This window comes from Mycobacterium asiaticum (assembly GCF_001668675.1).
Lineage (GTDB): Bacteria > Actinomycetota > Actinomycetes > Mycobacteriales > Mycobacteriaceae > Mycobacterium > Mycobacterium asiaticum_D.
Genome location: NZ_LZKQ01000147.1, coordinates 25,236 through 46,834, shown reverse-complemented (window position 1 = coordinate 46,834; position 21,599 = coordinate 25,236). Strand labels below are relative to the sequence as shown.

21 protein-coding genes are annotated in these 21,599 nt (G+C 66.2%); 14 read left to right on the top strand and 7 right to left on the bottom strand.

Annotation, left to right across the window (positions count from 1 at the left end):
* Window positions 1-171: 171 nt before the first annotated feature.
* Entirely contained in the window at window positions 172-1,002 is an 831-nt protein-coding gene (locus tag A9X01_RS13010; protein WP_065121170.1) for an amidohydrolase family protein, read from the top strand.
* Window positions 999-2,546: an acetolactate synthase large subunit gene (locus tag A9X01_RS13005; protein WP_065121169.1), complete on the top strand. Its 1,548-nt coding sequence runs from the start codon at window positions 999-1,001 to the stop codon at window positions 2,544-2,546. The genes A9X01_RS13010 and A9X01_RS13005 overlap by 4 nt, the downstream gene beginning before the upstream one ends.
* On the opposite strand, the gene A9X01_RS13000 is transcribed toward A9X01_RS13005, so the two are convergent.
* The 4 genes from A9X01_RS13000 to A9X01_RS12985 are packed head-to-tail and all read right to left on the bottom strand — an operon-like array spanning window position 2,532 to window position 7,048.
* Complete coding sequence (locus tag A9X01_RS13000; RefSeq protein ID WP_253849119.1) at window positions 2,532-3,206, bottom strand: class A beta-lactamase-related serine hydrolase; 675 nt, start codon at window positions 3,204-3,206, stop codon at window positions 2,532-2,534. The two genes, A9X01_RS13005 and A9X01_RS13000, sit on opposite strands and share 15 nt — an antisense overlap.
* The gene (gene fadD17 / locus A9X01_RS12995; protein WP_065121168.1) at window positions 3,203-4,708 is read right to left on the bottom strand and encodes a long-chain-fatty-acid--CoA ligase FadD17; all 1,506 of its coding nucleotides are present in this window, start codon (window positions 4,706-4,708) and stop codon (window positions 3,203-3,205) included. The genes A9X01_RS13000 and fadD17 overlap by 4 nt, the downstream gene beginning before the upstream one ends.
* Before the next feature lie 36 nt (window positions 4,709-4,744).
* Window positions 4,745-5,842, bottom strand: a complete 1,098-nt coding sequence (locus A9X01_RS12990; protein ID WP_065121167.1) for an acyl-CoA dehydrogenase family protein — start codon at window positions 5,840-5,842, stop codon at window positions 4,745-4,747.
* Between the two features lie 24 nt (window positions 5,843-5,866).
* Window positions 5,867-7,048 carry an acyl-CoA dehydrogenase gene (locus A9X01_RS12985; RefSeq protein WP_065121166.1) on the bottom strand — a complete coding sequence of 394 codons (1,182 nt, stop codon included), beginning with the start codon at window positions 7,046-7,048 and terminating at the stop codon, window positions 5,867-5,869.
* Between the two features lie 214 nt (window positions 7,049-7,262).
* Between A9X01_RS12985 and A9X01_RS12980 the strand changes: the two genes are divergently transcribed.
* The 12 genes from A9X01_RS12980 (at window position 7,263) to A9X01_RS12925 (ending at window position 19,213) form a co-directional block, all read left to right on the top strand.
* Window positions 7,263-7,454 carry a ferredoxin gene (locus A9X01_RS12980; RefSeq protein ID WP_065038486.1) on the top strand — a complete coding sequence of 64 codons (192 nt, stop codon included), beginning with the start codon at window positions 7,263-7,265 and terminating at the stop codon, window positions 7,452-7,454.
* Window positions 7,455-7,488: 34 nt separating this feature from the next.
* Window positions 7,489-8,397 (top strand): 3-oxoacyl-ACP reductase, encoded by a 909-nt coding sequence (locus A9X01_RS12975; protein WP_065121165.1) that lies wholly within the window; start codon window positions 7,489-7,491, stop codon window positions 8,395-8,397.
* A 236-nt stretch (window positions 8,398-8,633) separates the two neighbouring features.
* A complete protein-coding gene (locus A9X01_RS12970) occupies window positions 8,634-9,398 on the top strand; it encodes an MlaE family ABC transporter permease (protein ID WP_036365668.1) in 765 nt (254 codons plus the stop codon).
* A gap of 44 nt (window positions 9,399-9,442) precedes the next feature.
* The gene (locus A9X01_RS12965) at window positions 9,443-10,285 is read left to right on the top strand and encodes an MlaE family ABC transporter permease (RefSeq protein ID WP_036365664.1); all 843 of its coding nucleotides are present in this window, start codon (window positions 9,443-9,445) and stop codon (window positions 10,283-10,285) included.
* 5 nt (window positions 10,286-10,290) lie between these two features.
* Window positions 10,291-11,493 carry a virulence factor Mce family protein gene (locus A9X01_RS12960; protein WP_065121164.1) on the top strand — a complete coding sequence of 401 codons (1,203 nt, stop codon included), beginning with the start codon at window positions 10,291-10,293 and terminating at the stop codon, window positions 11,491-11,493.
* Window positions 11,493-12,545 carry an MCE family protein gene (locus A9X01_RS12955; RefSeq protein ID WP_065121163.1) on the top strand — a complete coding sequence of 351 codons (1,053 nt, stop codon included), beginning with the start codon at window positions 11,493-11,495 and terminating at the stop codon, window positions 12,543-12,545. The genes A9X01_RS12960 and A9X01_RS12955 overlap by 1 nt, the downstream gene beginning before the upstream one ends.
* Window positions 12,535-13,596 (top strand): MCE family protein, encoded by a 1,062-nt coding sequence (locus A9X01_RS12950; protein ID WP_036365657.1) that lies wholly within the window; start codon window positions 12,535-12,537, stop codon window positions 13,594-13,596. The genes A9X01_RS12955 and A9X01_RS12950 overlap by 11 nt, the downstream gene beginning before the upstream one ends.
* Window positions 13,593-15,029, top strand: a complete 1,437-nt coding sequence (locus A9X01_RS12945) for a virulence factor Mce family protein (RefSeq protein WP_065121162.1) — start codon at window positions 13,593-13,595, stop codon at window positions 15,027-15,029. Before A9X01_RS12950 ends, A9X01_RS12945 begins: the two co-directional genes overlap by 4 nt.
* A complete protein-coding gene (locus A9X01_RS12940; RefSeq protein ID WP_065121161.1) occupies window positions 15,026-16,183 on the top strand; it encodes an MCE family protein in 1,158 nt (385 codons plus the stop codon). Before A9X01_RS12945 ends, A9X01_RS12940 begins: the two co-directional genes overlap by 4 nt.
* A 10-nt stretch (window positions 16,184-16,193) precedes the next feature.
* Window positions 16,194-17,876, top strand: coding sequence for a virulence factor Mce family protein (locus tag A9X01_RS12935; RefSeq protein ID WP_065121160.1), 1,683 nt, complete (start codon window positions 16,194-16,196; stop codon window positions 17,874-17,876).
* A 39-nt stretch (window positions 17,877-17,915) separates the two neighbouring features.
* The gene (locus A9X01_RS12930; RefSeq protein WP_065121159.1) at window positions 17,916-18,722 is read left to right on the top strand and encodes an Rv1363c family protein; all 807 of its coding nucleotides are present in this window, start codon (window positions 17,916-17,918) and stop codon (window positions 18,720-18,722) included.
* Entirely contained in the window at window positions 18,722-19,213 is a 492-nt protein-coding gene (locus tag A9X01_RS12925) for a mammalian cell entry protein (RefSeq protein ID WP_065121158.1), read from the top strand. Before A9X01_RS12930 ends, A9X01_RS12925 begins: the two co-directional genes overlap by 1 nt.
* Before the next feature lies 1 nt (window position 19,214).
* On the opposite strand, the gene A9X01_RS12920 is transcribed toward A9X01_RS12925, so the two are convergent.
* The 3 genes from A9X01_RS12920 to A9X01_RS29870 are packed head-to-tail and all read right to left on the bottom strand — an operon-like array spanning window position 19,215 to window position 21,509.
* The gene (locus A9X01_RS12920) at window positions 19,215-19,793 is read right to left on the bottom strand and encodes a hypothetical protein (protein WP_065121157.1); all 579 of its coding nucleotides are present in this window, start codon (window positions 19,791-19,793) and stop codon (window positions 19,215-19,217) included.
* A 52-nt stretch (window positions 19,794-19,845) separates the two neighbouring features.
* Window positions 19,846-21,345 carry an alpha,alpha-trehalose-phosphate synthase (UDP-forming) gene (locus A9X01_RS12915; protein ID WP_065121156.1) on the bottom strand — a complete coding sequence of 500 codons (1,500 nt, stop codon included), beginning with the start codon at window positions 21,343-21,345 and terminating at the stop codon, window positions 19,846-19,848.
* A complete protein-coding gene (locus A9X01_RS29870) occupies window positions 21,345-21,509 on the bottom strand; it encodes a hypothetical protein (RefSeq protein ID WP_099051228.1) in 165 nt (54 codons plus the stop codon). Before A9X01_RS29870 ends, A9X01_RS12915 begins: the two co-directional genes overlap by 1 nt.
* Window positions 21,510-21,599: the final 90 nt, after the last annotated feature.

Sequence of the window (21,599 nt, the reverse complement as noted above, 5' to 3'; positions counted from 1 at the left end):
CCTCCTCCCGCCACCTCCGCGGCGGGCATCGTCGACGCGCTGGGCCGATGGCGCGCCTCCTCCTCCCGCCACCTCCGCGGCGGGCATCGTCGACGCGCTGGGCCGATGGCGCGCCTCCTCCTCCCGCCACCTCCGTGGCGGGCATCGTCGACGCGCTAACCTCATTGCTTGATGGCGATCGATGTGTGGATGCAGCATCCGACACAGCGGTTCCTGCGCAGTGACATGTTGGCCTCGCTGCGACGCTGGACCGGTGGGTCCATTCCGGATACCGACATCCCGATCGAGGCGACGATTCAAGCCATGGACGCCGCCAACGTCGAGTTCGGACTCCTCAGTGCCTGGCGGGGACCGCATGGTCAAGACCTCGTCTCGAACGACGAAGTGCAAAGCTGGATCCGCTTGCACCCGAACAGGTTCGCCGGTCTGGCCGCCGTCGACCTGGACCGCCCGATGGACGCCATCCGTGAGCTCAGGCGCCGCATCGACGACGGGTTCGTCGGCCTGCGGGTGGTGCCCTGGCTGTGGAACGCGCCGCCCACCGACCGCCGCTACTATCCGTTGTTCGCGCAATGTGTGGAGTCCGGAGTGCCGTTCTGCACGCAGGTCGGCCACACCGGGCCGCTGATGCCGTCGGAAACCGGACGCCCGATTCCCTACATCGACCAGGTGGCCCTCGACTTCCCGGAGTTGGTCATCGTGTGCGGGCACGTCGGCTACCCGTGGACCGAAGAGATGGTTGCGGTAGCCCGCAAGCATCCGAATGTCTACATCGATACGTCGGCCTACACAGCCGGACGGCTGCCGGACGAGCTGGTCAAGTTCATGAAAACCGGTACCGGACAACGTAAAGTGCTGTTCGGCACCAACTATCCGATGATCAGCCACAGCCACGCCCTGGCGGCTCTTGACGAACTCGCGCTCACCGACGAGGCTCGTCGAGACTTCCTGCACGACAATGCCGAGCGGGTTTTCCAGCTGCGACGAAAGGTAGTCACGTGAACGGTGCCCAAGCCCTGATCAACACCTTGGTCGACGGCGGCGTCGACGTGTGCTTCGCCAACCCGGGCACCTCGGAGATGCACTTTGTCGCCGCGCTGGACACCGTCGAGAAAATGCGCGGCGTACTAACCCTTTTCGAGGGTGTGGCCACCGGCGCTGCAGACGGCTACGCGCGCATCGCGGACCGCCCGGCGGCCGTGCTGCTGCATCTGGGACCTGGCCTGGGCAACGGGCTGGCGAACCTGCACAATGCCCGTCGCGCCCGGGTGCCCATGGTCGTCGTGGTCGGCGACCACGCCACGTATCACAAAAAGTACGATGCCCCACTGGAATCCGACATCGACGCCCTCGCCGGGACGGTCTCGGGCTGGGTCCGGCGCAGCACCACAGCCGCCGACGTCGCGACCGACACGGCCGAGGCGATCGCGGCCAGCCGGTCCGGTGCGCAGGTTGCCACGCTGATCCTGCCTGCGGACGCCTCGTGGTCCGACGGCGCCGAACCCGTCAAGCCTGCCTCGTCGACCTGGTCGGGGGGAGTTACCGACGACGGTTCCGTAGCCAAGGTGCTGCGTTCGGGCGAACCGACCACCATCCTGATCGGGGGCGACGCCACCCGCGGGGCAGGGCTGGCGGCCGCCGCACGCATCGCTGAGGCGACCGGTGCCCGCTTGTTGTGCGAAACATTCCCCACCCGGCTCGAGCGCGGCGCCGGAGTGCCCGCCATCGAGCGGCTCGGCTACTTCGCCGAAGCTGCCGCGGCTCAACTGGACGGTGCCAAACATCTGGTGTTGGCCGGCGCGAAATCGCCGGTGTCGTTTTTCGCCTACCCGGGCATGCCCAGCGACCTGGTGCCGGCCGGTTGCGAAGTACATGTGCTGGCCGAAGCCACCGGCGCCGGAGTGGCTTTGGCCGCGCTGGCCGAGGAGCTGGCGCCCGGAACGACGGCCACCCTGGCGCCCGCGTCTCGACCGCAACTGCCGTCCGGCCAGCTGACGTCCGCCTCGGCCGCCGACGTGATCGGCGCGCTGCTGCCGGAGCGGGCCATCGTGGTCGACGAGTCCAACACGTCGGGAGTGTTGCTGGCACAGGCGACCGCCGGCGCACCGGCGCACGACTGGTTGACCCTCACCGGGGGAGCGATCGGCTACGGGATCCCGACGGCGGTCGGCGCCGCGGTCGCCGCGCCGGACCGCCCGGTGCTCTGCCTGGAATCCGACGGGTCGGCCATGTACACGATCTCGGGCTTGTGGACCCAGGCCCGGGAGGATCTTGACGTCACCACCGTGATCTACAACAACGGCGCCTACGACATTCTGCGGCTCGAGCTGCAACGGGTCGGCGCCGGATCCGCACCCGGTCCCAAGGCGCTGGATCTGCTCGATATCTCCCGGCCCTCCATGGATTTCGTCAAGATCGCTGAAGGCATGGGGGTCCCCGCCCGCCGGGTCACCACCGCCGAGGAGCTCGCCGACGCGTTACGCGACGCCGCAGCCGAGCCCGGTCCGCATCTGATCGACGCGGTGGTGCCGTCACTGCTCGGTTAAGTCACCCAGCCGGCCCAACAGCCATTCCGTCAGCCGGCTGAGCGCAGCCACACCGTCTTCGAACGTCGCCGCATCGGCCGCCAATGCCGCGCCGATCTGTCCCGGCGCAATGACGCCGAATTGGCGCACCAGATAGCCGTTCTCGACGCCCGGCCCCCAACCGCCTTTGGCCGCAACACCTTCGGCGGCCAACCCCCAACGCTGCCGAGGCACCAGGCTGCGCATCAAATCGAGCATGAAAGCATCATCCAGCCCTGCAGCGAACCTCGCCTGCCGCTCCAGGGACCACTGAGTCTGTCCGAACGCGGTGTACGGCGGCCGCAGCCGCCGGGACTCGACCACGGTGCCCGAATCCCCGCACTCGGCAAGCACCGCCTGAACCCGCCGTGCGGCCTGCGCGGGTTCCCCAAGAAGTGACCACAGCCGTTCGGAGGCAGGGTTGTCGGATTCGGTTATCGCCCTGGTCACCAACGGTTCCGCGGCCGATGGAAAATCGCGCAGAGCCGCGATGGCCAGGGGCACTTTGATCGTCGACCACGCCACCCCGGTGGGCCAGCCGCCGAACGAACGCACTGAGGTGCCGTTTGCCAACGCGACCCCGACCCGCGCAGGAATCGTCGCGGCAAGTTCCTTGAAGCTCGCAGTAACTTCGATGCTCACCGGCGGATCCGGAACACCGGGTCCGCGCAGTCGACCCCCTCGGCCGAGAGCTGACGCTTGAGTACCTTGAACGTCACCGTCCCGGGCAGTCCCGCGCTGACCCGAACGTAGGAGGGCCACTGCTTGGGTCCCAGGTCGGGCTGCTCGGCCAAGAAGACCCGGAACTTCGACTCGTCGAAGTCGGCGCCTGGCCCCATCACCAGCGCTGCCATCACCTGGTCGCCGACCACCGGATCCGGCACCGGATACACCGCAACCTCCAGCACGTCGGGATAGCGCATCAGTACCCGCTCGATCGGGGCGGTGCCCAGATTTTCACCGTCAACCCGCATCCAGTCGCCGAGCCGGCCGGCGAAGTAGACGTAACCCGCATCGTCCCGGTAGGCGAGGTCGCCGCTGTGGTAAATGCCGCCGGCCATCCGCTCGGCCTCGGCCGCCTCGTCGTTGTAATACCCCTCAAAGCGTCCCGGACCGGTGGTATTCACCAATTCACCGACCACCCCGGCCGGACACGGCGTACCGGTGTCGGGGTCGACGATCTGGATTCCTTCCGGCAGGGGGCCGAGCGATCCCGCCGGGGTGTCGGGGGTGCGGGCGATCGCCACGCCACCTTCGGTGGAGCCGAACCCGTCCTGCACCACGCAACCGAACCTGCGTCCGAACCGTTCGATGTCGGCGGGCACGCCTTCGTTGCCGTATACCGCGCGCAGCGGGTTGTCCGCGTCGTCGGGTTGCTCGGGTGTGGCGAGCACATACGACAGCGGCTTGCCGACGTAGTTGGCGTAGGTGGCGCCGTACCGCCGCACATCCGGCAAGAAACCGGACGCGGAGAACTTGCGCCGTAATGCCAACGAGCCCCCGCACGCGGCCGCCACCGCCCAGCCCACCAGCACCGCATTGGAGTGGAACAACGGCATTGACACGTAGCAGACGTCGTCAACACCCAGCCCGAAGCGCTGCGACATCGTCACACCGGCAATCGCCACCTTGCCGTGGCTGCACTTCACCGCTTTCGGCTCACCACTGGTTCCCGAGGTGAAGATCAGCATGAAAAGGTCCGCAGCCGAGGCGGATTGAAATGTGAGCGCACAATCTGCATGAGCGGCAACCTCTTCCGCCCACGCGACGGAGTCGACATCGATGTAATCGATACCGTCGAGCGTCGCCGCCGATTCGGAGTCGGCCAGCACCAGTTGGCAGTCGGAGTGCTTGATGTCGCGTTCCAGCGCCGCGCCACGCCGCACGGGGTTCAGCCCGACCGGGATGACGCCCGACATCCCTGCGGCCAACAGCATCGCCGAGAAGAACGGGGTGTTCTGCAGCAGCACCCCGACGTGCGGTGGCCGCGCCGGGTCGAGTCGGGCCCGCAACGCCGCGGCAATCGCCGCACCGTGCCGCAAATGATCACGCCAGCTGGTGAACGAGTCCTCGAAATAGACGCCGCGATCGTCGATTTCTGCCAGTGGCACCAGTAGGTCGGTGACCGTCGGGTCAGGGCTCATGAACTCACGTCACCAATCGCCCCAAGACAGTGCCGCTCAGGCGGGCGTCTCGGCGAGCTCACGACCGATCTGCCGCAACTGCCCGGTGGCACCACCCAGCGCGAACTCGGTCTCCTTGGCGGCAAGGAAGTAGCGGTGCACCGGATGATCGGTGTCCACCCCGACGCCGCCGTGCACGTGCACGATGGTGTGCGCCACCCGATGCCCGGCATCAGCGGCCCAAAATGCCGCTGAGGCAACATCGATCTCGGCGGGAATGTCCTCGGCGACCTTCCAGGCGGCCTGCGTCAGCGTCAGCCGCAGCCCCTTGACATCGATGTAGCCGTCGGCCATCCGCTGACCGACCGCCTGGAAGCTGCCGATCGGGCGGTCGAATTGCTCACGGGTGCGGGCGTATTCGGCGGTCATGTGCAGGCCACGCTCCAGCACACCCAGCTGATAGGCGCTGCGGCCCAGGGTGGAAATCGTCCGCAGCCAGACGAGCACATCGGCGCCGCCGACCTGACGAGCGGAGTCCACCACCACGCCGTCCAGCGCCAAATGCCCGACGCTGCCCAGGCCGGTGGTGTGCAGCGGCGTCACCGTCACCCCCGGGTCATCCGCGGCAACCAGGAAAACGGCGGTGCCGGAATCGGTTTCGGCTGGCACCAGGAAGGCGTCCGCTACCGGGGCGAAGGGAACCTGAGTGCGGCTGCCGGTCAACCGGTGCCCGCCGGAGTCCGCGGCGGCCTGCACCGGACCTTCGCCCATCTCGCCGTCCAGCGCGGCGGTCAGGATCTTCGCACCCTGCACCGTCGGCGCGCCCCAACTTTGCTGCACATCCTCGGAGCCGAACCGGGCCAGCGCCCCTGCGCCCAGCACCACCGACTCCAGGTATGGCACCGCCGCCAGCTGGTGGCCGAGCGCCACCAGGATCGCGACCTGCTCCAGGACGCCGAAGCCGTCGCCGCCCACCTGGGTGGCGGACGCACTGGTCAGGATGTCGCTGTCGATGAGCTTGCGCCACAAGTCCCGGTCGAAGCGTTGCTCGAGCTTGTCCAACTCGCGCTGGTGCTCCGGCGTGCAAACGGAGTCGACGATGGTGTCGACCAAGCCCCCGAGGTCCTGGGCCGCTTCGGTTGTCGAGAAATCCATGAATGTCCGTCCTTTACAGGGAGATCAGCGGCTGGCTCGCGGCAGGCCCAGCGCGACCATGCCGACGATGTCGCGCTGGACTTCATTGGTGCCCCCACCGAAGGTCAGGATCAGGCACGCCCGATGCATCCGTTCCACCCGGCCGCGCAACAGTGCGCCGGGGGAGTCCTGGCGCAGGGTGGCGCCGGTGCCCAGCACCTCCATCAGCAGCCGGTAGGCCTCGGTGGCCAGCTCGGTCCCGTACACCTTGGCGGCCGAGGCGTCCGCCGGATTCAACGACGCGGCATCCGAAGACGCCAGTTCCCAGTTGATCAGCTTGAGCACTTCGGCCTTGGCGTGCACGCGGGCCAGGTTGATCTGCACCCACTCCGAGTCGATGACGCGAGCACCGCCGAAGTCCTTGGTGTTCTGCGCCCATTCGCGCACCTCGCGCAGGGCCAAGAAGATCGGTGCCGAGGAGACCAGGGCGACCCGCTCATGGTTGAGCTGATTGGTCACCAGCTTCCAGCCGGCGTTCTCCTCGCCGACCAGGTTCGTCACCGGTACCCGAACGTCGGTGTAGTAGGTGGCACTGGTGTCCGGTCCGGCCATGGTGTGCACCGGCGTCCAGGAGAAGCCCTCGGCCGTGGTCGGCACGATCAGCATCGAGATGCCACGGTGTTTCTTGGCCTCGGGGTTGGTGCGCACCGCCAGCCAGACGTAGTCGGCGTAGGCGATCAGACTGGTCCACATCTTCTGCCCGTTGATCACGTACTCGTCGCCGTCGCGGACGGCGGTCGTGCGCAGATTGGCCAGGTCGGTGCCGGCGCCCGGCTCGGAATAGCCGATGGAGAAGTGCAGGTCTCCGGCAGCGATCTTGGGCAGGAAGAACTTCTTCTGCTCTTCGGTGCCGAACGCCATGATCGTCGGCGCCACACTATTGATGGTCAGGAACGGCACCGGGGCGCCGGCCAGAGCGGCCTCGTCGGTGAAGATCAGCGAGTCCATCGGACTCCGGTCCTGGCCGCCGTACTCCTTGGGCCAGTTCAGGGTGAGCCACCCGTCCTTGCCCATCTGCGCGACGGTCTCCCGGTAGACATTTCCGGTGCCGTATTCACCCTGGACCGAGCTCAGCGCCTCGCGACGCTCGGGAGTCATCAGCTTGCCGAAGTACGAACGCAGCTCGCGCCGCAGCTCCTCCTGTTCAGGGGTGTAACTGATGCGCATTGCTGCCGCCTCCGATCAAGCGATCGTGCTGGTAACCAAGGGCCGCCCCGCACGCAGCGGCCACCCATTCGTCTCCCCGGTTGTAACACGTTCTAGTCTTGGAATCCAGCGACCCTATCTTCAGACGTACCGGAGTCCTAGTGTGTTGCTAGATACTGATCGAGTTGGACAAGGCGTGTTTCCGAACTCCCAGCCCAGGTTCAAGGAGGATGCCGTGCGAGTGAAAGTGGACCGTGACCGTTGCGAAGGTAACGCCGTGTGCTTGGGAATTGCACCGGATATCTTCGATCTCGATGACGAGGACTACGCGGTCGTGAAGACCGATCCGATCCCCCCCGACCAGGAAGATCTGGCGGAGCAATCGATCGCAGAATGCCCACGCGCCGCGCTGTTGCGCAGCGACTAACCCCGCCTGAACCGAGACTAGAGGTATTCATAAATTGAGTAGCAGCACGAACGCGACCGATCTGTCCGGAAAGGTCGCGGTGGTGACCGGTGCGGGCGCGGGCCTGGGCCGGGCCGAGGCGATCGGCCTCGCCCGGCTGGGCGCAACCGTCGTCGTCAACGACATTGCCTCGGGCCTGGACTCCTCCGACGTCATCGACGAGATCAGCGCGGCAGGCTCCAAAGCGATTGCCGTCGCAGGTGATATCAGTCAGCGTTCCACCGCCGACGAACTGGTCGACACCGCCGACGGCCTGGGCGGCCTGGACATCGTGGTCAACAACGCCGGCATCACCCGCGACCGGATGCTCTTCAACATGAGCGACGAGGACTGGGACCAGGTGATCGCCGTGCACCTGCGTGGTCACTTCCTGCTCACCCGCAACGCCGCCACGTACTGGCGCGGCAAGGCCAAGCAGAGCCCGGAGGGCCGCGTCTTCGGCCGCATCATCAATACCTCCTCCGAGGCCGGATTGGTCGGGCCGGTCGGGCAGGCCAACTACGGTGCCGCCAAGGCGGGCATCACCGCGCTGACCCTCTCGGCGGCGCGGGCGCTGGGCCGCTATGGCGTGTGCGCCAATGCGATCTGCCCGCGGGCGCGCACCGCTATGACGGCTGACGTGTTCGGGGCGGCCCCCGAGGACGCCGACATCGACCCGCTCTCGCCGGACCACGTGGTGACCCTGGTGCAGTTCCTGGCGTCACCGGCGGCCGCGGAAGTCAACGGCCAGGTGTTCATCGTCTACGGCCCCCGGGTGACCCTGGTGGCCGCCCCAACGGTGGAGCACCAGTTCCAGGCGGACGCCGCCGCGTGGGAGCCGGGACAGCTCAGCGCGACGCTGCAGGATTACTTTGCTGGTCGCGATCCGGAACACAATTTCGCCGCCACCAGCGTGATGGGGTGAGGGAAGCGCCATAAAAGGCTTGACACCGGCTCGCCGGCTCGCAAGCGGGCGGCCAGGTCAGCACAGATGGAGAGGAAATACCAGCTAGGCATATTTGCTGCAAAATATTCCGGGGTTCATCGACACCCGGAACTTGTTCTAGTTAGTATGAGCCGGCTCACACCAAGCAACGAGTCAACCAACGGTGTGTTCAGGGCATAACGATTCGCCGCGAGCAGCAGATTGGGGGACCCGGGTTGTTGCAGAAGCTTGCCGTACCGGCCCGGGGCGTCGGCGGATTCTTCGAGATGTCAATAGAGACCGCGCGTGCCGCCTTTCGGCGGCCTTTTCAATTCCGGGAGTTTCTTGACCAGACCTGGATGATCGCGCGGGTGTCCCTGGTGCCGACGCTGTTGGTCTCCATCCCGTTCACGGTGCTGGTCGCCTTCACCCTGAATATCCTGTTGCGTGAGATCGGCGCGGCCGACTTGTCCGGTGCCGGAACCGCGTTCGGCACCATCACCCAGCTGGGCCCGGTGGTGACGGTGCTCGTGGTGGCCGGCGCCGGTGCCACCGCGATCTGCGCGGACCTCGGCGCCCGCACCATCCGCGAGGAGATCGACGCGATGCGGGTGCTGGGCATCGACCCGATCCAGCGGCTCGTGGTGCCCCGAGTGCTGGCCAGCATGCTGGTTGCGGTGTTGCTCAACGGCTTGGTGTGCCTCATCGGATTATCTGGTGGCTACGCCTTTTCCGTGTTCCTGCAGGGCGTCAACCCCGGATCATTCATCAACGGGCTGACGGTGCTGACCGGGTTGCGGGAATTGATCCTCGCCGAAGTCAAGGCCTTGCTGTTCGGGGTGATGGCCGGCCTGGTCGGTTGTTATCGCGGGTTGACCGTCAAAGGCGGGCCCAAGGGAGTCGGCAACGCCGTCAACGAAACCGTTGTCTACGCCTTCATCTGTCTGTTCGTGATCAACGTGGTGATGACCGCCATCGGCGTCAGAATCTCGGCCAAGTAGGGCGAGGTAACGAATGACGACGGACGAGCGATGGTGAGCATGCGATGAGCTACGACGTCACCTTTCGCCTACGCAACTTCTTCTCGAGGTTCTCTGAACCCGTCGACAACTTTGGCGAGCAGGCGTTGTTCTACGGCGAGACGGTGCGTTACGTCCCCAACGCCCTGACCCGCTATCGCAAAGAGACCATCCGGCTCATCGCCGAGATGACGCTCGGTGCGGGTGCGCTGATCATGATCGGCGGCACCGTGGGTGTCGCGGCGTTCCTCACCCTGGCCTCCGGCGGCGTCATCGCGGTGCAGGGGTATTCGTCGCTGGGCAACATCGGCATCGAGGCGCTCACCGGATTCCTCTCGGCCTTCCTCAACGTCCGCGTGGTCGCGCCGGTCATCGCGGGCATCGCGCTGGCGGCCACCATCGGCGCCGGCGCCACCGCGCAGCTGGGCGCGATGCGGGTTTCCGAAGAAATCGACGCAGTGGAGTGCATGGCGGTGCACTCGGTGTCCTACCTGGTGTCCACTCGACTGATCGCAGGCTTGGTGGCGATCATTCCGCTTTACTCCCTTTCGGTGCTGGCCGCGTTCTTCGCCGCCCGGTTCACCACGGTGTTCATCAACGGGCAGTCAGCGGGCCTGTATGACCATTACTTCAACACCTTCCTGATTCCGTCCGACCTGCTCTGGTCGTTCGCGCAGGCGATCGCGATGTCGATCGCTGTCATGCTCGTCCATACCTATTACGGCTACAACGCCAGCGGCGGATCGGTCGGCGTCGGCATCGCCGTCGGTCAGGCCGTGCGCACGTCGCTGATCGTGGTGGTGGTCATTACGCTGTTCATCTCCCTCGCCGTCTACGGCTCCTCCGGCAACTTCAACCTCTCGGGATAACGACGATGTCCGACACGGGATCACGACGCACTGCCGGCCGGGTGGCCGCCGCGGTGCTGGCTGGTCTGCTGGTGGCGTCGGCGGTCTTGACCTACCTGTCCTATACGGCCGCCTTCACGTCGACCGAAACCGTCACGGTTGTGTCGCACCGGGCCGGGTTGGTGATGGAAAAGGGCGCCAAGGTCAAGTTCCGTGGCATTCAGGTCGGCAAGGTGGAGGACATCGCCTACAGCGGAGACCAGGCGCGCCTGACATTGGCCATCAACAGTGGCGAAATGCGCTACATCCCGTCGAACGCGACGGTGAACATCGGCGGTAACACGATCTTCGGTGCGAAGTCAGTGGAGTTCATCCCGCCCAAAGACCCGGCGCAGACCTCGCTACGGCCGGGCGCCCGGGTGGAGGCCAAAGACGTTCAGCTGGAAGTCAACACGCTGTTCCAGTCGCTGATGAATGTGCTGCACAAGGTGGACCCGGTGGAGTTGAACGGGACGCTGAGCGCACTTTCGGAAGGCCTTCGTGGCCACGGTGACGACCTGGGCGCAACGTTGACCGGACTGAACACCCTTACCCGCCAGGCCAATCCGAAGCTGCCCGCGCTGCAGGAAGACTTCCGCCAGGCCGGGATGGCCCTGGGCTACTACGGTGACGCCGCGCCCGACCTCAACACGGTGATCGGCAACCTGCCCACGATCAGCAGAACCGTGGTAGATCAGCAGAACAACCTCAACACCACGTTGCTGGCCACGATCGGGTTGGCCAACAACGGTTACGAGACACTGGCGCCCGCCGAAGAGAACCTGATCGCCACCATCAACCGGTTGCGGGCCCCGCTGAAGGTGGCCGCGGACTACTCGCCCGAGTTCGGCTGCCTGCTGGCCGGCATCGACCGCGGCGTCAAGGAGTTCGCACCGTTGATCGGTGTCCGCAAGGCCGGCCTGTTCACCTCGTCGAGTTTCGTCCTGGGCGCGCCGTCCTACACCTATCCGGAAAGCCTGCCGATTGTGAACGCGTCCGGCGGTCCGAACTGCCGCGGCCTGCCCGACATCCCGACCAAGCAGACCGGCGGGTCGTTCTACCGAGCCCCGTTCCTGGTCACCGACAATGCGCTTATCCCGTACGAGCCGTACACCGAGCTGCAATTCGACGCGCCGTCTACCCTGCAGTTCCTGTTCCACGGCGCCTTCGCAGAACGGGACGACTTCTGATGGCCGGCGGTGGCATGCCATCGCACCGGTCGATGGTGATCAAGGTCAGCGTCTTCACCGTGGTGATGTTGTTGGTGACCGCGGCATTGGTTGTAGTTTTCGGCGATTTCCGGTTTGGATCGGAAAGCACTTACCACGCCACCTTCATCGACGCGTCAAAGCTGAAGGCAGGCCAGAAGGTCCGCATTGCCGGCGTGCCGGTCGGGGCGGTGTCCGGTGTCAAGCTCAATCCCGACAACACCGTCGACGTCGAATTCGGCGTCGACGAGCGCTACACGCTGTACTCGTCCACACGTGCGGTGATCCGCTACGAAAACCTGGTCGGCGACCGGTTTTTGGAGATCACTTCCGGCCCGGGGGAGCTGCGCAAGCTGCCCAAGGGCGGCACCATCAACGCCCAGCACACGCAGCCCGCCCTGGATCTGGATGCGCTGCTCGGCGGTCTCAAGCCGGTGCTCAAGGGCCTGGACGCCGACAAGATCAACACGATCAGCAGCGCCGTCATCGAATTGTTGCAGGGCCAAGGTGGCGCCCTGGCCAGCGTACTGGCCGACACCAGTTCCTTCTCGTCGACGCTGGGCAAGCGCGACCAACTCATCGGTGACGTGATCAGCAACCTGAACACGGTTTTGGGCACCATCGACGAGCGCAGCGCCAAGTTCTCGGCCAGCGTCGACCAGCTCCAGCAGCTGATCGAAGGGCTCGCCAAGAACCGCGATCCGATCGCCGGCGCCATCCCGCCGCTGTCGTCGACAGTCACCGACCTGACCGAGGTGCTGCAAACCTCGCGCCGGCCGCTGCAGGGTGTGCTGGAAAACGCCCGGCCGTTCGCCACCGAACTGGACACCCGCAAAGCCGAGATCAACAACGACGTCGAGCAACTCGGCGAGGACTACCTGCGGTTGGCGGCACTGGGCACCTACGGGTCGTTCTTCAACATCTACTTCTGCTCGGTCACCATCAAGATCAATGGGCCGGCCGGTTCCGACATTCGACTGGGCCTGGGCGGCTCAGTCGATCCCAGCAAGGGGAGGTGCGCCTTTGCCAAGTAACTCACGGGATCGCGACCCGCTGCGCACCGGAACCATCGGCCTGGTCGTGGTGGTATCCGTCATGCTCGTCGCGTTCGGCTACTCCAAGCTGCCGTTCTGGCCGCAGGGCCGCAGCTACCAGGCGTATTTCAGCGACGCGGGCGGCATCAGGCCCGGCAACAACGTTCTGGTCTCCGGCGTCAAGGTCGGCAAGGTGACCGAGGTGAGCCTGGCTGGCGACAGCGCCAAGATCGTGTTCGACGTCGACCGGCATGTCAACGTCGGCGACCAGTCCCTGGCGGCCATCCGCACCGACACCATCCTGGGTGAGCGCTCGATCTCGGTGAGTCCCGCCGGATCCGGGCATGCGACATCGATCCCGTTGAGCCGCACCACCACGCCCTACACGCTGGCCGGCGCGCTGGAGGATCTGGGCCAGAACGCCAACAACCTCAACAAGCCCCAGTTCGAGCAGGCGTTGCGGGTGCTCACCGAGACGCTGCACGACGCGACGCCGGGACTGCGCGGGACGCTGGATGGCCTGACGACCCTGTCCCGCACGTTGAACAGCCGCGACGACGCTCTGCAAACCCTGCTGGCGCACGCGAAGTCGGTGACTGCCGTGCTCTCCGACCGCGCCGCGCAAGTCCGGAGCCTGGTCAACGACGGCAATCAACTGTTCGCGGCGCTGGACGAGCGACGCGCCGCGTTGAGCGCGCTGATCGGTGGCATCGATGACGTGTCCGCGCAGCTGTCCGGGTTTGTCAACGACAACCGTAAGGAGTTCGGCCCGGCGTTGACCAAGGTCAACCAGGTCCTGTCGAACCTCAACGAGCGCCGCGACTACATCACCGAAGCCCTCAAGCGCCTGCCCACCTACGCGACCACGCTGGGCGAGGTCGTGAGCTCCGGACCGGGCTTCAACGTCAATGTGTATGGCGCGATTCCGGCGCCGGCGGTCGCGATGATGTTCGACTTCGTGTTCCAGCCGGGCAAGCTTCCGGATAGCCTCGCTGACTACCTGCGCGGCATGATCCAGGAGCGCTGGACGATCAGGCCGAAGTCGCCATGACGACCAAGCAGCGCTTCGGGCGCAAGGGATTGCGGACCGTCACGATCATCGCGCTGGTGGCGGCGCTACTGGGTGGCGCGTACACGTTGTTCTCCGCGAGTGGCGGTGGCCGCAAGCTCACCGCCTACTTCACCTCCGCGGTCGGCCTGTACCCGGGGGACGAGGTGCGCATCCTCGGTGTGCCGGTGGGTGAGATCGAGTCGATTGAGCCGCGGGCACAGGACGTCAAGATCACCATGAACGTCTCCGAGGACGTCAAGATCCCCGCGGATGCCAAGGCCGTGATCATATCGCCGAACCTGGTGGCGGCCAGGTTCATTCAGCTCACCCCGGCTTACACCCGCGGTCCCGCGCTGTCCGACGGCGCCAGCATCGATCTGTCGCGCACCGCGGTGCCAGTGGAGTGGGATGAAGTCAAGGAAGCCCTGACGAAGTTGTCGGTCCAGCTCAGCCCCGCCGCGGGTGAAATGCAGGGCCCGCTGGGCCAGGCGATCAACCAGGCCGCGAACACTCTGAATGGCAACGGCGACTCGTTCCACAGTGCGCTGCTGGAACTTTCGCAAGTTGCCGGCCGCCTCGGGGATTCCCGCAACGACATCTTCGGCACCGTCAAGAACCTGCAGATCCTCGTCGATGCCCTCTCGCAGAGCAACGAGCAGATCGTGCAGTTCGCAGGGCATGTGGCATCGGTGTCGCAGGTACTTGCCGACAGCTCGCGCAATCTGGACAACACCCTGGCCACCTTGAACCAGGCGCTCTCGGACGTCCGGGGGTTTTTGCACGAGAACAACTCGACGCTGATCGATACGGTCAATCAGCTCACCGACTTGACCCAGACCCTGAGCGACCAGAGCGACAACATCGAGCAGGTCCTGCACGTGGCGGGGCCCGGCATCACCAACTTCTACAACATCTACGACCCCGCGCAGGGCACCCTGAACGGTCTGCTCTCGCTGCCGAACTTCACCAACCCGGTTCAGTTCATCTGCGGCGGCTCGTTCGACACCCAGGGCGGGCCCTCCTCGCCGGACTACTTCCGCCGCGCCGAGCTGTGCCGGGAACGGCTGGGACCGGTGCTGCGGCGGCTCACCGCGAACTTCCCGCCGATCATGTTCCACCCGCTCAACACCATCACGGCCTACAAGGGTCAGATCATCTACGACACCCCGGCTACCCAGGCCAAGGCCGAGACGCCAGTTCCCGAGTTGACCTGGATCCCCGCTAAGGGATCAGGCAAACCCGCACCCGGCAGCAACACCACCGACCTGCAGAGCCTGTTCGTCCCGACGGCTCCGGGACCCGGCCCCGCGCCGGGTTCGCCGCCGGGGTACGGGCCGGCACCGGGCCCGGCACCCGCGGCGCCTGCCGCCGCGCCGGGGCCGCGGCCGGGCCCCGCGGGCCCGCTGCCCGCTGAGCAAGGAGCCGGCCGATGAAGCGGCTCTGGTTGCGCGGCACCGTGTTAGCCGCGAGCAGTACCTTGCTGGCTGGCTGTTCCTTCGGCGGACTCAACTCGCTGAACATGCCGGGCACCGCCGGCCACGGCAGCGGCGCATTCTCGATCACCATCGAGCTGCCCGACGTGGCCACCCTGCCGCAGAACTCCCCGGTCATGGTGGACGACGTCACCGTCGGAAGCGTGTCCGGGATTGCGGCCGAGCAGCGGGCCGACGGATCCTTCTACGCCGCGGTCAAGCTGGCTCTGGACAAGACCGTGAATCTGCCGGTGAACGCCACCGCCAAGGTCGCGCAGACATCGCTGCTGGGATCGCTGCATGTCGAATTGGCCGAACCGACCGACCAACCGGCGTCAAAGGCCAAATTGAAGGACGGGTCCCGCATCCCGGAGTCCCGCACGGGGCGTTTCCCGACCACCGAGGAAGTGTTCTCGGCGCTGGGCGTGGTGGTCAACAAGGGCAATGTCGGTGCGCTGGAAGAGATCACCGAGGAGACCTATCGGGCGGTCGCCGGCCGGCAGGGACAGTTCCGCGACCTTATGCCTCGACTCGCCGAGCTGGCGTCCGGTCTCAACCGGCAGGTCAACGACATCATCACCGCGGTGGAAGGCCTGGACCGGTTCTCCTCGATTCTGGCACGCGACAAGGACAATCTGGGCCGTGCGCTGGACACATTGCCGGACGCGCTCCGGGTGCTGAACAAGAACCGGGACCACATCGTCGAAGCGTTCTCGGCGCTGCGCAGACTGGCGTTGGTCACCTCCAACGTGCTGTCGAAGACGAAGGTCGACCTGGCCGCAGACCTCAAAGACCTTTATTCGGTGATCAAGGCGCTCAACGACAGCCGCAAGAACTTCGTCACCGCCTTGCAGATCATGCTGACGTTCCCGTTCCCGAACTTCGGCATCAAGCAGGCGGTGCGCGGCGACTACCTCAACGTGTTCACCACGTTCGACCTGACGCTGCGCCGCCTCGGTGAGACCTTCTTCACCACGTCCTATGCGCTGGACCCAAACATGATGCACATGGAGGAAGTGCTCAATCCGCCCGACTTCCTGACGGGTGAGTTGGCCAACCTGTCCGGACAAGCGGCCGACCCGTTCAAGATTCCGCCCGGCACGGCGACGCAGTAGAGGCGGGACCATGATCGACAGACTCACCAAGATCCAGCTGGCCATCTTCGGGGTGATCACCGTCATCACTCTGGTCGTGATGGCGATCTTCTACCTGCGGTTGCCGGCCACGTTCGGTATCGGGACCTACGGCGTGAGCGCCGATTTCGTCGCCGGTGGGGGTCTGTACAAGAACGCCAACGTGACCTACCGCGGTGTCGCGGTAGGGCGCGTCGAGTCGGTGGAGCTCAACCCCAACGGTGTCACCGCGGCCATGCGGCTCAACAGCGGGACCCCGATTCCGGCCAACGTCACCGCCACCGTCAAGAGCGTGTCGGCCATCGGCGAGCAGTACATCGACCTGGTGCCGCCCAAGGATGCGGCGCCGGGCAAGCTGCGCAACGGTTCCAAGATCGACCGGAGCAACACCCGCATCGGCCAGGACGTGGCCGATCTGCTCAAGCAGGCAGAGACTCTGGTCAACAGCCTCGGCGACACGCGGTTGCGTGAGCTACTGCACGAGGCGTTCGTCGCGACCAACGGCACCGGCCCGGAGCTGGCCAGGCTGGTCGAATCGGCCCGGCTGCTGGTGGACGAGGCCAACGCCAACTATCCGCAGGTCTCGCAGCTCATCGATCAGGCGGGCCCGTTCCTGCAGGCCCAGGTGCGTGCCGGTGCCGACATCCGTTCGCTGTCGGACGGATTGGCGCGGTTCACCTCCGAAGTGCGCCAGGCCGACCCCCGGCTGCGCGACACACTGGCCACCGCTCCCGGCGCGCTCGACGAGGCCAACAACACGTTCTCCGGTATTCGCCCCTCGTTCCCGGCACTGGCGGCCAACATGGCCAATCTCGGTCGGGTAGGCGTGATCTATCACAAGACGATCGAACAGCTGCTGGTGGTCTTCCCCGCGCTGTTCGCCGCCATCACCACCGCGGCCGGCGGTGCGCCCCAGGACGAGGGCGCCAAGCTGGACTTCAAGCTCGACCTGAACGACCCGCCGCAGTGCAACACGGGCTTCATACCCTCGCCGTTGATCCGTACGCCCGCCGACGAAACGGTGCGCGAGATTCCGCGCGACCTGTACTGCAAGACCGCCCCGAACGACGCCAGCGCGGTGCGCGGCGCGCGCAACTATCCCTGCCAGGAGTTCCCGGGCAAACGAGCCCCAACGGTGCAGCTGTGCCGGGATCCCCGCGGGTATGTGCCGATCGGCACCAACCCGTGGCGCGGGCCGCCGATCCCCTATGGGACGCCGGTCACCAATGGGCTGAACATCCTGCCGCCCAACCACTTCCCGTTCGTTCCCCCGGGAGCCGACCCGGATCCCGGCGTCCCGGTCGTCGGTCCGCCCCCGCCCGGGGTGACACCCGGTCCCGGCCCAGCGCCGCACCAGCCGGCCTATGACCCGCCGCCACCCAATGACAGCGGGCCGCCCCCGGGCAACCCGTCCTGGATGCCGCCGAACTATCCGCCGCTGCCGCCGCAACTTCCGTACCCCAGGTATCTGGAGGCGCCGCCGCCGCCGCCGGCGACGGGGCCGGCGCCCGGCCCGCAGCCGCAGGCCAGCGGTCCGGCTTACACCACCTATGACCCCACGACCGGCCGGTTCCAGGATCCGGCGGGCGGCACTGGTATCTTCGCGTCCGGTATCGCCGGTACCGCCAGCGCGGAGAACTGGGTGGACTTGATGCTCGCCCCCAAACCCTCGTGATCAGAGCGCTTTGACGACACACGCTTCGATGGATCAGTAGTGGCAGAACAGCAGTCGACGACGCAACGCGTCCGCCGTCGGGCATCGCGTGCGGCGGGCCCGCCGAAAGCCGTGGCCGACGCGGCCGACCTGTCCGAGGCGTCGGCCAGCCCGGAAACGACCGCCACTGTCGAGGCCAAAGCCGACACAACAGCGGATGCCGAATCTGCCTCCAAAGGCAAGGGCAAAGGCAAGTCCAACACCCGGGCCAAAGCCAAGGCGAAGGCCAAGGCCGCCGCCAAGAAGGCCGGCAAGTCGCCGACGACCCTGCGCCCGCCGCCGCGACGCCGGGCACACGCCGCACTGGTCGGCTGGGTCTCCCTGGCGGCCGCGGTGCTGACGATCGCCGGGCTGGCCTGGGGTGTGACCGTGCTGGTGCTGCAGCACCGCGACGCGCAGGCGCGGCAGGCCCGGGAGCAGCGTTTCGTCGACACCGCCAGGCAAACGGTGGTCAACATGTTCAGCTACACGCCGGACACCATCGACGAGGCGGTCAACCGGTTCGTCAACGGCACCAGCGGCCCGCTGCGCGGCATGCTCAGCGCCAATAACAACGTCGACAACCTCAAGGGGCTGTTCCGGTCCACCAACGCGACGTCGGAGGCGGTGATCAACGGGGCCGCGCTGGAAGGCATCGATACGGTCAGCGACAACGCGTCGGTCCTGGTTGCGGTGCGCGTCACGGTCGCCGACATCGACGGCGTGAACAAACCCTCCATGCCCTACCGATTGCGGGTCATCGTCCACGAGGACGAGTCCGGCCGGATGACCGGCTATGACCTGAAGTATCCCGACGGAGGCAACTGATGCGCTTGCTGCGGTGGTTGTTGATCACCGCTGGAAGTTTCGCGGTCACGCTCGTGGTGACGCTGTCGGCGCTCGGCGGCTGGTACTACTGGCAGCGGGTGGAAACTCAGGGCGAGCAGGCGGCGCGGGCGGTGCTGCCGAAGCTGGCCGAGAAAGAGATCCCGCGCTTTTTCGGCTACGACTTCCAGACCGTCGAGCGCACCCTCACCGACGCCTATCCACTGCTGACACCCGACTACCGCCAGGAATTCAAAAAGGGCGTCAACGAGCAGATCATCCCCGAAGCCAAGAAGCGTGAGGTGGTGGTCCAGGCCAACGTCGTGGGTGTGGGAGTCATGGCCGCCAAACGCGATTCGGCCTCGGTGATGGTGTACATGAACCGCATTGTGACCGACAAGTCTCGCCAGCCGCTTTACGACGGCAGCCGGCTACGGGTCGACTTCAAGCGCATCGACGGCCAGTGGCTGATCGCCTACATCACGCCGATCTAGCTCAGAAGCAGATCGCAATCTCGTTGCACCGCAACGGGTATCGCTCGACCGGGCTGGGGGGCGCCCCGGCCAGCGCCAATGAGAACGGTTCTTTCTTCATGTCCGGCTGCAGCCCGCAGACCGCGCCGTGCAGCGTGGTGTGGGTGCCGGTCAGGGTTTCATCGCTGAACGCGTAGGTCTCGCTGGTCGGCGCGTAGCTGCCGTCCGGACAGGTAACGCCCTCGGATTTGCTGACCTGGAACGTCCACAGCATGCTGCTCATTCGGGCCCGGGAGCTGAAGTTCTGCAGGTGCTCCTCGTGGGTGTTATTCGCCGGAGTCGTGCTCACCACGTTCAGCGCGCAGTTCATCGCCCAGACGATCGGATCGGAGTAGTCGTTCATGTTGCGGGTGCCGGACGGCTGATCGCACAGCGCCGAGATGGTCCAGCTGGCGCCGGAGACACCGGCCTGCTGGTAGGCGTAGGTGCCATCCGCCGGTGGGCCGATCGCTTTGGCCGGGCTTTCCGAGTCCAGTGCCATACCCGCTGCGATCGCCGTGCTGACGACAGCGCCGGCGGCCAGCCCACGACGGAGGTTCACTCGCCCAGTATCACAGCCATCGGCCACCAACACCAAGGCTTTGCCGTGCTCGTTATCCCTCACCGGCCGAACGCGGTTCGGCCAACGCATCCAGGAACGATCGCGCCCACCGGTCCACGTCATGCGCGAGCACCTGGCGCCGCATCGCGCGCATCCGGCGCCGCCCTTCCTCCTCGGACTGATTGAGCGCCGCCTCGATCGCATCCTTGACGCCCTCGAGGTCGTGCGGGTTGACCAGATACGCCTGCCGCAATTCCGATGCAGCCCCGGTGAATTCGGACAGCACCAAGGCGCCGCCCAGATCGCTGCGGCACGCGACGTATTCCTTGGCCACCAGGTTCATCCCGTCGCGCAGGGGCGTCACCAGCATGACGTCGCTCGCGACGAAGAACGCGATCAGCTCGTCGCGGGGGACCGGACGATGCAGGTAGTGCACCACGGCATGGCCGACCTCGGCGTACTCGCCATTGATGTGGCCGACCTGACGTTCGATGTCGTTGCGCAGGATCTGGTAGCTCTCCACCCGCTCCCGGCTGGGCGTAGCCAGCTGGATCAACACCGTGTCGTCCCGTTTGGCCCGGCCCTCGGCAAGCAGTTCGTCCAGGGCCTTGAGGCGCACGTCGATGCCCTTGGTGTAGTCCAGGCGGTCGACGCCGAGCAGGATCTTGCGCGGATTACCCAGCTCTGCCCGGATCTCGCGGGCCCGGCGGCGGATGTTGCGTTCGCGTGCTGCGTGATCCAAGGCGCCGGAGTCGATGGAAATCGGGAACGCGCCGACCCGTACGGTGCGCGACTGGTACTCCACCTCACCGAACCGGGAGCGCACCCCGACCGACCCGCGGGAGGTATTGGCCCCGATCAGTTGCCGGGCCAAGACGAGGAAATTCTGTGCGCCGCCGGCCAGATGGAACCCGACCAAATCGGCGCCGAGCAGACCCTCGATGATCTGGTTGCGCCAGGGCATCTGCCGGAACAGTTCCACCGGCGGGAACGGGATGTGCAGGAAGAACCCGATGGTCAGGTCGGGTCGCAGGTTACGCAGCATTTGCGGCACCAGTTGCAGTTGGTAGTCCTGCACCCAGACGGTGCCGTTCTTGGCGGCCGCCCGTGCGGTGGCCTCGGCGAAGCGGCGGTTGACGTCGACGTAACGCTCCCACCATTCGCGGTGGTAGATCGGCTTGACGATGACGTCGTGATACAGCGGCCACAGCGTGGCGTTGGAAAACCCTTCGTAGTACTCCGCGACGTCCTCGGAGCTCAGCCACACGGGGTGGAGCTGCAGCTCGTCCTGGACGATCGGCTCCGGATCGGGCTGCACGTCGTCGCTGACCAGACCGGGCCAGCCGATCCAGGCGCCACGGCGTTTGCGCAACAACGGCTCCAGGGCCGTGACCAAGCCCCCCGGACTGCGCTTCCAGGTGGTGCTGCCGTCAGGCAGCCGTTCGAGGTCGACGGGCAACCGGTTGGCGACTACGACGAAGTCGGAGTCCCCGTAGCCCGCCGGCTTATCCGGGCTCTTGGCCTTCGAGGTGCGACCGCCCCCGGAAGCCATCAGCTCTCGTGCTTCGCCGGCCCAATACCGAGCATGGACAGAAAGACGCGGCACTCATCGGCGTCGTTCGCGTACGCGGCGACGACCCGCCTGGCCTGGCTCGCGGTGCTGTCGGCCAGCGGTTCCACGTCACCGATGTCGCCATGATCCGTTTTTGTTGGCATCAGCCAATGCTATGTCAAGCGGCGGTTGAGCCTGCTGCGAGCACCTCTTTGGCCCTCTGGTCACACGGCCCGGCCACAACCCGCTTACAC

Coding starts and splice junctions, on each gene's coding strand:
- A9X01_RS13010 (WP_065121170.1), top strand. CDS start 172: ATGGCGATCGATGTGTGGATGCAGCATCCGACACAGCGGTTCCTGCGC.
- fadD17 (WP_065121168.1), bottom strand. CDS start 4,708: ATGAGCCCTGACCCGACGGTCACCGACCTACTGGTGCCACTGGCAGAA.
- A9X01_RS12990 (WP_065121167.1), bottom strand. CDS start 5,842: ATGGATTTCTCGACAACCGAAGCGGCCCAGGACCTCGGGGGCTTGGTC.
- A9X01_RS12985 (WP_065121166.1), bottom strand. CDS start 7,048: ATGCGCATCAGTTACACCCCTGAACAGGAGGAGCTGCGGCGCGAGCTG.
- A9X01_RS12965 (WP_036365664.1), top strand. CDS start 9,443: ATGAGCTACGACGTCACCTTTCGCCTACGCAACTTCTTCTCGAGGTTC.
- A9X01_RS12960 (WP_065121164.1), top strand. CDS start 10,291: ATGTCCGACACGGGATCACGACGCACTGCCGGCCGGGTGGCCGCCGCG.
- A9X01_RS12955 (WP_065121163.1), top strand. CDS start 11,493: ATGGCCGGCGGTGGCATGCCATCGCACCGGTCGATGGTGATCAAGGTC.
- A9X01_RS12945 (WP_065121162.1), top strand. CDS start 13,593: ATGACGACCAAGCAGCGCTTCGGGCGCAAGGGATTGCGGACCGTCACG.
- A9X01_RS12940 (WP_065121161.1), top strand. CDS start 15,026: ATGAAGCGGCTCTGGTTGCGCGGCACCGTGTTAGCCGCGAGCAGTACC.
- A9X01_RS12935 (WP_065121160.1), top strand. CDS start 16,194: ATGATCGACAGACTCACCAAGATCCAGCTGGCCATCTTCGGGGTGATC.
- A9X01_RS12925 (WP_065121158.1), top strand. CDS start 18,722: ATGCGCTTGCTGCGGTGGTTGTTGATCACCGCTGGAAGTTTCGCGGTC.
- A9X01_RS12915 (WP_065121156.1), bottom strand. CDS start 21,345: ATGGCTTCCGGGGGCGGTCGCACCTCGAAGGCCAAGAGCCCGGATAAG.
- A9X01_RS29870 (WP_099051228.1), bottom strand. CDS start 21,509: ATGCCAACAAAAACGGATCATGGCGACATCGGTGACGTGGAACCGCTG.